Consider the following 12,857-nt stretch of genomic DNA (forward strand, 5'->3'; position numbering starts at 1 on the left):
CTGCCCATAGCGCGGAGAAAGCTACGGCGAAAGCCTATTCCGCCGCTTTGACATCCAGAAAGCCGCCCGACTGCCGATGCCAATAGCGCGCATAGAGCCCGTCTTGCTTCAACAATTCGTCATGACTCCCCAGTTCTGCAATGCGCCCCGCATCCAGAACCAGAATACGGTCCATCTCGGTCAAGGTCGACAGCCGGTGAGCGATGGCGAGCACGGTCTTACCCTCCATGACCCGGCCTAGCGTCTGCTGAATGGCGGCTTCCACCTCACTGTCGAGCGCGCTTGTCGCCTCGTCCAGGACAAGAATTGGAGCGTCCTTCAGGATCGCCCGCGCCAGCGCAATCCTCTGCCGCTGCCCGCCGGAGAGCTTCACCCCGCGCTCACCCAAATGCGCGTCGTAGCCGCGGCGGCCTTTGTGGTCTTCGAGGTCTTGAATAAACTCATGCGCTTCGGCCCGCTCTGCCGCGGCGATAACTTCTTCTTCTGTTGCATCGGGCCGACCATAGAGGATGTTGTCCCGCGCTGAGCGGTTGAACATCGCGGTTTCCTGCGTGACCATGCCGATATTGCGGCGCAGGCTTTCCTGTGTGACGTCGGAAATATTCATCTTATCAATCATGATCTTGCCCTGCTCCGGTTCATAGAGCCGCAAGAGCAGCGCCACGAGTGTCGACTTCCCCGCGCCCGAGGCGCCGACGATCCCCAACTTCTCGCCCGGTCGAATGGTCAGCGAAATCTTTTCGATCCCGCCCGCCTGCCGCCCGTAAGCAAAACCGAGGTCACGCAGTTCAATCTGGCCTTGGTCAACGACCAACTCCCGCGCCTCAGGCCCGTCATCGAGCCGAACCGGCGGGGTCAGTGTGTTCATGCCGTCCTCAATCTCGCCAATATTGGAATAGATCGCCATCAGCGTGAAGGAAACCCAACCGGTCATCTGCGCGATGCGGATCGCGATTGCGCCAGAGGCAACGATATCCCCTTCGCTCGCCATCCCCCGCTGCCAGAGCAGAATGGTCCCCCCAAGCAACAGAACGGGCAACAGACCCGCGAGGCTCATCAGGGCCAGCCGGAAACCGGCGGCGAGATAGCCAAACTCCAACGCGCGGCTGCGAAAGCTCTGCATGGCGCTCAGCGCGGCGCGGTCCTCATGGTCGGCATGGGCAAAGAGCTTCACCGTCTTGATATTGGTGATCGTATCGACCACCTGCCCCGAGACCATCGCCCGCGCCCCAGCACGACCTGCGGCCCGTTTGCGCACGCGCGGCAGGAACCAGCGGATCAGGGCGAGATACATCACCAACCAGACCGCAAACCCAAGCGCCACGCGCCAGTCAATCGCCAGCAGCAACACTACCGAGCCCACAAGCGACGCCAGCGCAAAGGCGACAACATTGATCACCTCTGCCGCCACATCCGTCACCGCCCGCGCCGCCTGCATCTGCTTCTGCGCGATGCGCCCGGCAAAGTCGTCATCAAAGAAATTGACGTTCTGACCTAGTGTCCAACGGTGCAAGCGTGACAGCACCAACGGGTTCACATTGGGCTGCACCATGATCGCGTTCGATGCCGACGACAGGCCAAAAAGCACAGGCCGCGCCACAAGGAAGAACGCCACCGCCCCCAGCACAAGCACAAGGCTGCTGCCTTCGAAAAACCGCTCCGGTCCCGCGCTCACCGTCGCATCGATGACCCTGCCCAGGATCCAAGCCGTCCCCGCCTCCATCGCGCCTGCCGCTGCTGATAAAATGGCCGCGAGCCAGAGCACCGGCCAAGCGCCCGCCAAGCACCAACGCATAAAGGCCCCCAGCGTCTGCGGCGGCGCGCCGTCTGCGGGGTGGAAGGGGTTGATCCAATCGGAAATGCTCACGTCTTATCATCCAATGTCAAAAAGCCGCCGGACTGACGGTGCCAAAAGGCTGCATATAGGCCGCCTTTCCGCAAAAGCGCGTCATGGCTGCCCTCTTCGACAATACGCCCCTGATCCAACACAAGAATTCGATCCATCTCGGCAATGGTCGAAAGTCGGTGCGCGATAGCGATCACGGTCTTGCCCGCCATCATGCCATAGAGCGTTTCCTGAATAACCGCTTCCACCTCGCTGTCCAGCGCGCTGGTCGCCTCGTCCAACAGCAGGATCGGCGCGTCTTTCAGGAACACCCGCGCCAGCGTGATCCGTTGCCGCTGACCGCCGGACAGTTTCACGCCGCGCTCACCGACCCGCGCGTCATAGCCGCTGCGCCCTTCGGGGTCGGTCAAGTCGAGGATGAACTCATGCGCCTGCGCCTGCTTCGCCGCCGCGATCATCTCAGCTTCGCTGGCATCGGGCCGACCATAAAGAATATTTTCGCGCACCGAACGATGCAGCAGCGAGGAATCCTGCTGCACCACACCGATTTGCCGCCGCAGACTATCTTGGCGAACCCGGGTGATGTCCTGCCCATCGATCCTGATCTCGCCTGCCTCGGCGTCATAGAACCTTAGCAACAGCTTCACGAGGGTCGATTTCCCTGCTCCCGAGCGCCCCACAAGGCCGATCTTCTCGCCCGGTTGTACGGTAATATCGACGCCTTGCACACCGCCACTGCCACGTCCGTAGTGATGGTTCAGACCCTTCATCTCGATCCTGCCCGCGGTAAAGGCCAGTGGCGGCGCCTCAGGATGGTCCGTCAATGTGATTGGCTGGGCGATGGTCTCCATCCCCTCGGCCACGACACCCAACTCGCGAAAAAAGCTCGACAGCGCCCACATGATCCAACCGGTCATGGCATTAAGCCGCAACGCCAGCGCGGCGGCGGCGGCGACCACGCCGACAGTCGCCTCACCACCCATCCAAAGCGCAAGAGCCCAGCCGACCACGCCAACGATCAACAACCCGTTCAGGATGGTCAGCACCACATCCATAATAGTGAAAATGCGCATTTCGCCCTGAAAAGTACGCCGCGCCTCTTCGATAGCTTCGCCGGCGAAATCCACTTCCAGATCGTGATGCGCGAACATCTTGACCGAATGGATATTCGTATAGGCATCGACCACCCGCCCCGTCACCTGCGAACGCGCATCTGATGCCGCTTTCGACGCCGGGCCAACACGCTTCACTGTCCAAGCCACCAACCCGCCATAAAGCACGAGCCAGCCTAAAAGCGGCACTAACAAGCGAATATCCGAGGTGGACAGCAAGATCGCCGCCCCGATCACATAGGCCAGCGAATAGGAGATTGCGTCAAAGACCTGAAAGACCACCTCCCCCGCCGCCGGGGGTGTTTGCATGATGCGGTTAGCGATGCGCCCGGCGAAATCATTCTCGAACCAACCGACCGATTGCCGCAAGACCTGCCGATGCGCGCGCCAGCGGATCAACGTACCGAAATTCGGCAAGATCGCGTTGTTGAGCAACATGACGTCAAATGCCTGTACCAGGGGCCGCAGGAACAAGACGGCCAAGGCGACGAGGATCAACTCGGTCCCATAGCGCGCCCACATTTGCGAGGGATCACTCCCCAGCAGATCGACCAAACGGCCCATGTAATAGATCAGCCCGACCTCAATCGCGGCAACGACGATCGCCATTACCCCTGCGAGAGCAAAGACCTTTTTGAACGGCTGAGAATACTCCCGCATGAAGGGCCAGAGCCCCTGCGGCGGGTCGTCTTTCTCGCGGTAAGACACATAGGGATCGACGAGGTTCTCGAAAAAACGAAACATAAGGAGGCCTTGGAATAAAACGCGCAAAATGACCGGCGCCGTCCGCTGACAGAGCCGAAATAGGGCTGTGGTTATGTCAGCTTAGCTGAACCAGATCCCACGGTACATTTCGCACACCTCCTTGGTAAGGCGTCTTGCATAGCCGAAATTGAACGTTTTGTCGACGGGCTAGCGCCCGTTCAGCAGGTCTGCATGTGTAAGCGCGAAGCCGGAATCGATCCACAACTGTTCTAGCCGAGCCAGTTCCTGCCCCAGTTCAGGGCCGCTGAACCGCGGCATCAGGTCTTTTGCTTTCACCGGAAAACGTGCCGCGGCAGCGATCTCTATCGTCTCTAACACAGCCTTTTCGGGCATCTCCTCTGCCAAACACCCGCGCAAAAGCGCAGCTGCCCGCGCCGCTGCGGCTCCGTGTCGATAAGCCAACTCCGGCAAGGGAGGTCCCGCAAAACCCTGCTCATGCAGCAGGGCGAGGTACTTCGCATCCGCCTTGCTGAGCCGCAGGCGGTCGCTCGCCCTCTGCCCGCCCAGCGCGGCCAGCCGGCATAGCCAGTCTGGGGCCAAGCCCAGCGCCTGTTCAAAGTGGACCAACATAGAAATCCAGCGATCTTCGCTGCCGGGCAACAGTACAGGCAGCACCCCGGTTTGCCGCATCAAAGCCAAAGCCGGTGCGGGATCAGGCGCGCGGTGAAGCTTCTTAAACTCCTGTCCTACACGCTCGGCCGATAGCGTCTCTAACCCGTCAAGATTTGACGCAATTGCATCCAGCGCTTCGGCGTCTGGCCCCTCACTCGGGTCGCCATACCAAGCCAAGAAACGAAAGTAGCGCAGAGTGCGGAGGTAATCTTCCCTGATACGCTGCCCCGCATCTTCGATAAACCGCAACCGCCGTGTCTCCAAATCCGGCAGCCCGCCCAACGGATCAATCACGCGACCCTCTGGCGTCGCGTAAAGCGCGTTCATCGTAAAATCGCGGCGTCGGGCGTCTTCCGCAATATCCGTAGAAAACGCCACTACAGCCCGGCGGCCATCCGTCTCTACATCCCGGCGGAAGGTCGTAATTTCAAAAGGCTTGCCACCCGACACCAGTGTCACAGTGCCGTGGTCGATCCCCGTCGGCACAGCCTTGACCCCGGCGGCCTTGGCCAGCGCCATGACTGTTTCAGGCAGCGCGTCTGTCGAGAGATCCACATCGCTGTCAGGCAGGCCTAGAAGCGCATCGCGTACACAGCCGCCGACAAAATAAATATGATGACCACCCTCTTGCACCACGCGGCAGACCCGCTGTGCGTCTTCGTCCGTCAGCCAGCGTGTCTGGGGAGGAATCATTTGTTCATGCGAGTTGCCCATGCGCGCAACATACGCGCGGTGGCGCCCCAGATGTAATAGGGGCCGTAGGGAACAGTGTAATAATACCGCCGCTGGCCGCGCCAACGTCGGGAATGCACGATGTAATTGCTTGGGTTCAGCACATGGTCGAGCGGCACGCGGAAGACCTCTTCGACCTCGCCGGGCTCGGGCACCACGGTAAAGTCGCGGGTCACATGGCCTATGACAGGCGTCACGCTAAAGCCTGTCACGGTCTCATGCGCAGGCAGCACGCCCAAGACATCCACAATCTCGCTCGGCAGTCCGATCTCTTCGCGGGCTTCGCGCAAGGCGGCGGCGATCACATCTACATCGCCGCCATCTTGTTTGCCTCCGGGGAAAGCAATCTGCCCCGGATGGTGCTTCAAAGCTGAAGACCGTTTTGTCAGGATCAGTTCCAACCGCGTCCCGGTATCGACCACCGGGGCCAATACGCCCGCGGGCCGCAAAGCGCGGCCCTTGGGCAAAGTGACCTCGGGGTTCAGGTCAAAGTCAGAGGATTCCACCCCCGTTTGCGCAAGGGCCGCACGGAAGGATTGGAACCGATCGCTCACCTTATGCCTTGGCCTCGAAGCCGACGCTCTCGGGGTCGAGATCGTAATGTGCGCCGCAGAACTGACAATCGGCGGTTACGCGGCCATCGTCCGTCGTCATCTTCTCAATGTCGCGCGCCGAATAGATCGACAGGCTCTGGCGTACACGGTCTTCGGAACAGGTGCAGCCAAAGCGCACCGGTTGGGCATCATAGACCCGCGGTTGTTCCTCGTGAAACAATCGCAGCAATAGATCAGTCGGCGGAACGCTCGGGCCGATCAATTCCAGATCTTCTACGGTGCCGAGCAGGATGTTAACGCGGTTCCAGTTTTCGGCCTCATCACCCTCAACCAGATCATCTGCTTTCAGCACATCACCCGTACCTTCGCCCGAAGCCGCCAGCGGCGATGCCTTGGGCATATGCTGCAGCATGATGCCACCTGCGCGCCAATGCTCCGGCTCATCGGGGCCAGAGGATTTGCCAAAGCTCAGCGAAAAGCGGGTTGGCAATTGTTCAGACTGCGCGAAATAGGATTCCGCACAGGCCGAAAGCGATCCGCCCGCCAGCGGCGTGATGCCCTGATAGGGGGTCATGCCTTTGCCTTGGTCGATCATAATCGCGAAATAGCCTTCGCCAATCTGCTCGAACGGTGCCGCGTCTGTCAAGCGATCCGCATCATAGCTGGCATAGGCACGAATACGGGCCGGCTCGCCATCTTTCTCGGGGCCGTAGTAATCGGTGGCGATCATCCGCACGGCGCCTTTCGACTGCACCTGCAGCGACAGCTTCCAACGCAGCTTGATCGTCTGACCGATCAGCGCGGTCAGCAAAGCCATCTCGGCGACCAGTGCTTCGACCTGCGGCGGGTAATCGTGCTGTTTCAAAATACCTTCCAACACGCCATCAAGCCGCGCCACGCGGCCGCGCATGTCGACATTGTCGAGTTGGAAGGGCAGAACGGTGTCGTCCCAGGCGATTTTAGTTCCTTGGGTCATCGGGTTTCCTTATCGGGGGCCGCTTGGCATACCGCGTCTATATAGGGGCGGCAACCCATGGAAAAAGGGGCAGCAGATGATCCGACGCACAGGCCGACCACCACGGCGTGACAAGACCTATACACCCCGTCCGGGAGTTTACGCCATCCTGCCGCTACAGAAGCGCTTTCTGATGACGTTGGAAATGGGGTCTCAATCCGAAGTGCAACTGCCCGGCGGCGGGATCGATCAGGGTGAATCACCCCTGCAAGCCCTGCACCGCGAAGTGCTGGAAGAGATCGGCTGGCGGATCGCACGCCCCCGTAGGCTCGGTGCCTTTCGGCGTTTCACCTATATGGAAGACTATGACCTATGGGCGCAGAAAATCTGCCACGTCTATGTCGCGCATCCCGTGCGACAGGTAGCCGAACCAAGCGAGCCGCACCATGCGACCCTCGTCCTGTCCAGCTCCGAAGCACTGGCGACGCTTGCAAACGACGGCGACCGGATGTTTCTGCAACGCTACCTCGGCTAGGTGCCTAGATACTCAAAGAGAATGCCTGAGACATCATCCGGAAAGTCCCGACTGCCTGCGTATTCAGAAAGCTTCCACAACAGAGCACTGAGCAACGCAGGCCCACTGAAACGACGCAAATCCCCCAACATATCGGCTAGCCCCACCTCGCCCAACATCTCACCCGCAGCATCGGGACATTCGGTGACACCGTCTGACAGCATCAGCAACCGATCCCCCGGCGACATCTGCATCTCGAACTGGTCGAATTTGATACCGGAAAGCAGGCCCACCGGGAACCCCCCGGTCCCGCTCTGCTCTACCGTTCCGTCGCTGCGCAGCAGCGCTGGATGCGGATGCCCGGCCTGCGCAATCGTCACGGCACCGCTGTCTATATCAATTATCGCCAGCATCAGCGTGAAATAATGCTCGGTATCCATCTCATCGAGGACGAGTTCATTCAGTTCCTCTATCACCTCCCCCGGCGGCCGCGCGGCATAGGAACCATCCGGCTGCAATGCCAGCGCCACATTCTGGTCCGGGGTCGTGGCCGAAAGATAACCTGCGAGCCGCGCCGTCATCAGCGCCGAACTGATGCCATGCCCCGAGACATCCAAACCAAACAGCCCTAGCTGCCCGGGCCTTACGGGAAAATAGCCCACAAGATCGCCGCCCACATGCCCGGCAGAGCGTAGCATCATCGAAAGGTTGCCCCCTTCCAGCGCGCGATACCGCTCGCGGATCAAAGACTGTTGCAGCTTCTTTGCCTCGATCAAATCCTTCTCGATCACCTCCTGCGTGCGCTGCAATTCGCCCAAAGTCTCGGAAATCAGACGGTTCTTCTGCGTCAACTCGCGCTGCATATCCAAGATACGCTGGCCTGCCGTAATACGCGCGCGCAGTTCCGCGTTGCTTACCGGTTTGGTTAGGAAATCGTCTGCCCCGGCATCCAGCCCCCGGGCGACTTCGGCCTTGTCGCTCTTGGCAGTGAGTAGAATGAAATACCCGTATTGATCCCCAGACAGCTCTCGAAAAGCGCTGCAAAACTCCAGCCCGGACATGCCGGGCATCATCCAATCGCTCAACACCAGTTCGGGCATCCGCTCTTCGCATAACGCCAACGCCGCCTCGCCCGAGCTTGCCTCCATCACCTCATAGCCCCAGCGAGCCAGAGATTTGGACAGAATGCGCAGTTGCAAGCGGCTGTCATCAACCACCAACACCAAAGGCGCCACCGCAGGCGCTGCGGCGGCCGAAGAGAGGCAAGGGTGATCCAATTTCATGCAGCAGAGTTCCCGACAGACCCCCTGCCTTAGCGGCCCGCTGCTTAACAGGCCGTGAACCGCGCCGAAAAACCTTTTGTTAAACCTCTACGCAGAGACTGCTCCCGGAACGGAGGGGCAGATGATTGATTGGAACCGCGTATTGGAATTGCGCGAAGAAGTCGGCGCAGAGGATTTTGACGAAGTCGTCGATCTCTTTCTCGACGAGGTTCAGGAGGTCATATCGCGCCTGCAAGACCACCCCGATCCCACCCAGCTCGAAGCGGACTTCCATTTCCTCAAGGGAAGCGCACTCAACCTCGGTTTCGATGCCTTTGCCGCGCTCTGCGAAGCGGGCGAAGGGAAAGCCTCTGCGGGCAATGCCAGCGATGACCTGCCTGATGTACTCACCTGCTATGCAAACTCGCGCGAGGTCTTTCTGAAAGACCTTCCGCAAAAGCTCGCCCCACCAGCCGCCTAGCGCTGCTACAGAACGAATTGCGCCAATGTCTCGTCATTGGTGATATCGGTATAAGTAAAGCCCGACCCATCCAATTGTCGCAAAAAGGGTTCGAAATTCTCAGGCCGCCGCGTCTCGATCCCGATGAGGACAGAGCCAAAATTGCGCGCCGACTTCTTAAGATACTCGAACCGGCAAATGTCATCTTCCGGCCCCAGCAGCATCAAAAACTCTTTCAGCGCGCCGGGCCGCTGTGGCATGCGCAGAATGAAATACTTCTTCACGCCCGAGTAGCGCTGCGCACGTTCTTTCACTTCCGGCAGGCGTTCAAAATCGAAATTTCCGCCCGAAGCAACACAGACAACCGTCTTGCCAACAATTTTGTCCGCCACTTCGCTCAATGCATCGATCGACAGTGCCCCCGCCGGCTCCAACACGATCCCCTCGACATTTAACATCTCGTTGATGGTCACGCAGATCCGGTCCTCGGCCAAATGCACCACATCCGCCGGATCGACCCCGCTTAACCGCGCAAAAGTCCGCGCCCCGATCTTCGCCACGGCGGCACCGTCTACAAAACTATCAACCGGTGACACATCTACTGGCACCCCAGCCTTCAAAGCCCGCGCAAAGCTCGGCGCCCCGGCGGGTTCGACGAAGGTATAATCGCAAGCATCACCGAAATAGCTGACCACGCCAGAGGACAGGCCGCCGCCACCGACTGGCAAGATCACATGATCCGGCACCCGGCCCAACTGCGCTTCAATCTCCACCGCGACCGAGGCTTGCCCCTCAATCACATCGTCATCGTCGAAGGGCGACAAGAAATGCGCGCCTTCAGATGCACAAAACGACTGTGCCGCCGCCAGGGTCGCGTCAAAATAATCTCCAACCAGCCGGATTTCGACATTCTCACCGCCGAACATCCGCGTCTTCTGCACCTTCTGCTGCGGTGTCGTGACCGGCATAAAAATCACGCCCCGCACCCCGAAATGGCTGCACGCAAAGGCCACCCCCTGTGCATGGTTCCCCGCCGAAGCGCAGACAAAGACATCCTGCGCCGGGATCACCTTGCGCATCGCATTAAACGCCCCGCGCAGTTTGTAAGAGCGTACCGGGCTCAGGTCTTCGCGCTTGAGCCAAATATCCGCGCCATAACGCTCCGACAGATGTTCATTGCGCAACAGCGGCGTGGCTGGAAACAGCGCCCGCAACGCCTCCGCTGCGGCCTGTGCTTTGGATGCAAAATTATCCGCCATCTGTGCTCTCCTTGCTACCTCACGTCGATAGGCGCGCAAGCGGCGCGGGTCAACGCAGGCTTCAATCTTGCCCACGCCTGCGAAAACCGCTACCTCGCAGGGCGAACTTGAAAGGAACTCCGTCATGTCCGCGCCCAAGAAAGTCGTGCTTGCCTATTCCGGCGGCCTCGATACCTCGATCATCCTGAAATGGCTGCAAACCGAATATGGCTGCGAAGTGGTAACCTTCACCGCCGACCTCGGCCAAGGCGAAGAGCTCGAACCGGCCCGCAAGAAAGCCGAGATGATGGGCATCGCGCCCGAGAACATCTATATCGAAGACGTCCGCGAAGAATTCGTCCGCGATTTCGTCTTCCCGATGTTCCGCGCCAATGCGGTCTATGAGGGCCTCTACCTGCTGGGCACCTCCATCGCGCGCCCGCTGATCTCCAAACGCCTTGTGGAAATCGCCGAGGAAACCGGCGCCGACGCCGTCGCCCATGGCGCCACCGGCAAAGGCAATGACCAAGTCCGTTTCGAGCTCGCCGCCTACGCGCTTAACCCCGACATCAAAGTCATTGCCCCCTGGCGCGAATGGGACCTGTCGAGCCGCACCAAACTGCTGGAATTCGCCGAAGCGCACCAAATCCCCGTCGCCAAAGACAAACGCGGCGAAGCCCCCTTCTCGGTCGACGCCAACCTGCTGCACACGTCGTCCGAAGGCAAAGTCCTCGAAGACCCCGCCGTTGACGCGCCAGACTATGTCTACCAGCGCACGGTAAACCCCGAGGACGCGCCGGACACACCCGAATATGTCGAAATCGGCTTCGAGCGCGGCGATGCGGTCAGCATCAACGGCGAGGCGATGTCCCCCGCCACCATCCTCACCAAACTCAACGAGCTTGGCGGCAAACACGGCTGCGGCCGCCTCGATCTGGTCGAAGGCCGTTTCGTCGGCATGAAATCCCGCGGCATCTACGAGACCCCCGGCGGCACGCTTCTGCTTGAGGCGCACCGCGGCATTGAATCCATCACCCTCGACCGCGGTGCCATGCACCTTAAGGACGAGCTGATGCCGAAATACGCCGAGCTTATCTACAACGGCTTCTGGTACAGCCCCGAGCGTACCATGCTGCAAGCCGCCATCGACGCGAGCCAAACCCATGTCACCGGCACCGTGTGCCTGAAACTCTACAAGGGCCACGTCCGCACCGTCGGCCGCTGGTCCGATCACAGCCTCTACTCCGAGGCCCATGTGACCTTTGAAGACGACGCCGGCGCCTACGACCAGAAAGACGCCGCAGGCTTCATCCAATTGAACGCCCTACGCCTCAAACTGCTCGCCGCCCGCGACAAACGCACCAAAGGCTGAAGCACGGGCACCAAACCCTCCTTCATCCTTTCTTAAATACCCGCGGGGGTCCGGGGGCAGCGCCCCCGGCGGCCTGCCCCACCCTCAACGCAAAAGGCCCGGACGTTCCCGCCCGGGCCTTTTCCAAATCTACAAGGTCAGATCACTCAGCGGTAACGACCTTCATCACCAATTCACCGTTCGGCTTGATCGGACCATCTTCCTTGGCGCCCAAAGTATATTCGAACACGCCGGTCTTCGTCCCGCCCTCTTCAGCGTGGACCATCAGCATCAGCATATCGCCCGATACGACGTCTTCCTGCAGGATCGCTGCAACATCGGTATTTTCACCGGCCCGCAATGGCGCATAGCCAACGACGGGGCCGGGCTTCATATCGGCATCGGTGCGGTGCACCACCAGCCAACCGTTTTCACCTGCCATGACCTTGTCTGCAGTAACGATCCCGCCCGACACGTCTTGATCGGCGGCTTCGACCATCGGAGTGGCATGGGCAGCGGCAAAGGCTGCGCCCGCGGAAAGAGTGAGGGCAATTGCGGTGCTTGTCAGAATTTTCATCTTGGTTTTCCTTCTGTTGAACCTGACACAGTCACGCAGGTCGCCCACAAAGAGTTTCACCAATGCGAAATTAAACTTTCAAACGCAGCGCATGGAGGTGCTCGTAATAGGGCAGCGCCGCGTCCAGCACATCGCGGTTCGCACCCTCGACCTCTGGCAACGGACCCTCCGGCCCTGCAAAACCTGTGCTTTTATGAATGGCCCCATACCAATGCGGCGCCCAGACACCATCGTCGGGCTTTGGACCCGCAGGCCACTGCAGCATGGCCGGGTCAAAGGACAGATCAATCGCCGCGCAAAGCGCCCGCAACATGCCTTCGGGGTTGGCGCGGATATCAGCACTGTCGACGACCAGCCCGCCCAGCCGCTCATAGAGTGCTACCTGTTTGTCAAAACCAATGTCTGCCAAGGTCGGCGCCTCGCGTTTCTCGGCGTAGCTCGCGATCACCCTTGCAGGATGACGGATCAGGTGGATGTTCACGCAACCCTCAGCCCAATCTAGTGGAAAACCGGCAATCATATGCTGGGCCATATGCTTCATATAGAGATGCGGCGTGCCGCTAGGCGCAAAGCCTTCAGGCACCTTCTGGGGGTCCTGCTCTTGCGCGGCCAAGACTGCATCGCGCATGGGGTGATCAAGCCCTGTGGCCTTTAGATATGCCGCATAAAACGGCTCATCCATCACGCTGCAATCCGCACGTGCCCCGAAACTATACATCATCGCAGTGCTCAGATTTCGGGGGCCAGACCACATCGCGATGCGCATATTTCTTATCCTTACTTCCGCTCAGGCCGGGACGCTAAGAACATCGCTCAACCATGCCAAGCGGTAAATTACGTTCACCACAGCGTGACTTCCCCCGCGACGCTCTTGCGCTA

General features: G+C 59.9%; 12 protein-coding genes. 3 read left to right on the forward strand and 9 right to left on the reverse strand.

The features are described from left to right. Window positions 1–34: 34 nt before the first annotated feature. The 5 genes from BLS57_RS02420 to hslO all read right to left on the reverse strand — a co-directional run bounded on the left by BLS57_RS02420 (window position 35) and on the right by hslO (window position 6,597). Entirely contained in the window at window positions 35–1,867 is a 1,833-nt protein-coding gene (locus BLS57_RS02420) for an ABC transporter ATP-binding protein (RefSeq protein WP_093738798.1), read from the reverse strand. Next, window positions 1,864–3,702, reverse strand: coding sequence for an ABC transporter ATP-binding protein (locus BLS57_RS02425; protein WP_093738800.1), 1,839 nt, complete (start codon window positions 3,700–3,702; stop codon window positions 1,864–1,866). Before BLS57_RS02425 ends, BLS57_RS02420 begins: the two co-directional genes overlap by 4 nt. Window positions 3,703–3,870: 168 nt before the next feature. Then, window positions 3,871–5,028: a CCA tRNA nucleotidyltransferase gene (locus BLS57_RS02430; protein ID WP_093738802.1), complete on the reverse strand. Its 1,158-nt coding sequence runs from the start codon at window positions 5,026–5,028 to the stop codon at window positions 3,871–3,873. After that, window positions 5,025–5,621 carry a CoA pyrophosphatase gene (locus BLS57_RS02435; RefSeq protein WP_093738804.1) on the reverse strand — a complete coding sequence of 199 codons (597 nt, stop codon included), beginning with the start codon at window positions 5,619–5,621 and terminating at the stop codon, window positions 5,025–5,027. Before BLS57_RS02435 ends, BLS57_RS02430 begins: the two co-directional genes overlap by 4 nt. 1 nt (window position 5,622) lies before the next feature. Continuing rightward, complete coding sequence (hslO, locus tag BLS57_RS02440; RefSeq protein WP_093738806.1) at window positions 5,623–6,597, reverse strand: Hsp33 family molecular chaperone HslO; 975 nt, start codon at window positions 6,595–6,597, stop codon at window positions 5,623–5,625. Between the two features lie 76 nt (window positions 6,598–6,673). On the opposite strand from hslO, the gene BLS57_RS02445 reads away from it, so the two are divergent. Continuing rightward, window positions 6,674–7,111: an NUDIX domain-containing protein gene (locus BLS57_RS02445; protein ID WP_093738808.1), complete on the forward strand. Its 438-nt coding sequence runs from the start codon at window positions 6,674–6,676 to the stop codon at window positions 7,109–7,111. On the opposite strand, the gene BLS57_RS02450 is transcribed toward BLS57_RS02445, so the two are convergent. Beyond that, on the reverse strand, window positions 7,108–8,373 hold the full coding sequence (locus tag BLS57_RS02450; protein ID WP_093738810.1) for a PP2C family protein-serine/threonine phosphatase: 1,266 nt from the start codon (window positions 8,371–8,373) through the stop codon (window positions 7,108–7,110). The two genes, BLS57_RS02445 and BLS57_RS02450, sit on opposite strands and share 4 nt — an antisense overlap. A 121-nt stretch (window positions 8,374–8,494) precedes the next feature. Between BLS57_RS02450 and BLS57_RS02455 the strand changes: the two genes are divergently transcribed. Next, window positions 8,495–8,833 carry an Hpt domain-containing protein gene (locus tag BLS57_RS02455; RefSeq protein ID WP_093738812.1) on the forward strand — a complete coding sequence of 113 codons (339 nt, stop codon included), beginning with the start codon at window positions 8,495–8,497 and terminating at the stop codon, window positions 8,831–8,833. 5 nt (window positions 8,834–8,838) lie between these two features. On the opposite strand, the gene ilvA is transcribed toward BLS57_RS02455, so the two are convergent. After that, window positions 8,839–10,071: a threonine ammonia-lyase IlvA gene (ilvA, locus tag BLS57_RS02460; RefSeq protein ID WP_093738814.1), complete on the reverse strand. Its 1,233-nt coding sequence runs from the start codon at window positions 10,069–10,071 to the stop codon at window positions 8,839–8,841. A 124-nt stretch (window positions 10,072–10,195) separates the two neighbouring features. On the opposite strand from ilvA, the gene BLS57_RS02465 reads away from it, so the two are divergent. Continuing rightward, window positions 10,196–11,422 (forward strand): argininosuccinate synthase, encoded by a 1,227-nt coding sequence (locus BLS57_RS02465; RefSeq protein ID WP_093738816.1) that lies wholly within the window; start codon window positions 10,196–10,198, stop codon window positions 11,420–11,422. 142 nt (window positions 11,423–11,564) lie between these two features. Here BLS57_RS02465 and BLS57_RS02470 read toward each other — a convergent pair whose 3' ends face one another. Further along, window positions 11,565–11,978 (reverse strand): DUF7282 domain-containing protein, encoded by a 414-nt coding sequence (locus tag BLS57_RS02470; RefSeq protein WP_093738818.1) that lies wholly within the window; start codon window positions 11,976–11,978, stop codon window positions 11,565–11,567. Between the two features lie 70 nt (window positions 11,979–12,048). Then, a complete protein-coding gene (locus tag BLS57_RS02475) occupies window positions 12,049–12,744 on the reverse strand; it encodes a sulfotransferase-like domain-containing protein (protein ID WP_093738820.1) in 696 nt (231 codons plus the stop codon). Window positions 12,745–12,857: the final 113 nt, after the last annotated feature.

It is taken from the genome of Sulfitobacter delicatus (assembly GCF_900102535.1).
GTDB classification, from domain to species: domain Bacteria; phylum Pseudomonadota; class Alphaproteobacteria; order Rhodobacterales; family Rhodobacteraceae; genus Sulfitobacter; species Sulfitobacter delicatus.

Bases quoted from the DNA above. Each gene is read 5' to 3' on its own strand.
- BLS57_RS02425 (WP_093738800.1), bottom strand. From the start codon at position 3,702: ATGTTTCGTTTTTTCGAGAACCTCGTCGATCCCTATGTGTCTTACCGC.
- BLS57_RS02430 (WP_093738802.1), bottom strand. From the start codon at position 5,028: ATGATTCCTCCCCAGACACGCTGGCTGACGGACGAAGACGCACAGCGG.
- hslO (WP_093738806.1), bottom strand. From the start codon at position 6,597: ATGACCCAAGGAACTAAAATCGCCTGGGACGACACCGTTCTGCCCTTC.
- BLS57_RS02445 (WP_093738808.1), top strand. From the start codon at position 6,674: ATGATCCGACGCACAGGCCGACCACCACGGCGTGACAAGACCTATACA.
- BLS57_RS02450 (WP_093738810.1), bottom strand. From the start codon at position 8,373: ATGAAATTGGATCACCCTTGCCTCTCTTCGGCCGCCGCAGCGCCTGCG.
- BLS57_RS02455 (WP_093738812.1), top strand. From the start codon at position 8,495: ATGATTGATTGGAACCGCGTATTGGAATTGCGCGAAGAAGTCGGCGCA.
- ilvA (WP_093738814.1), bottom strand. From the start codon at position 10,071: ATGGCGGATAATTTTGCATCCAAAGCACAGGCCGCAGCGGAGGCGTTG.
- BLS57_RS02465 (WP_093738816.1), top strand. From the start codon at position 10,196: ATGTCCGCGCCCAAGAAAGTCGTGCTTGCCTATTCCGGCGGCCTCGAT.
- BLS57_RS02470 (WP_093738818.1), bottom strand. From the start codon at position 11,978: ATGAAAATTCTGACAAGCACCGCAATTGCCCTCACTCTTTCCGCGGGC.
- BLS57_RS02475 (WP_093738820.1), bottom strand. From the start codon at position 12,744: ATGCGCATCGCGATGTGGTCTGGCCCCCGAAATCTGAGCACTGCGATG.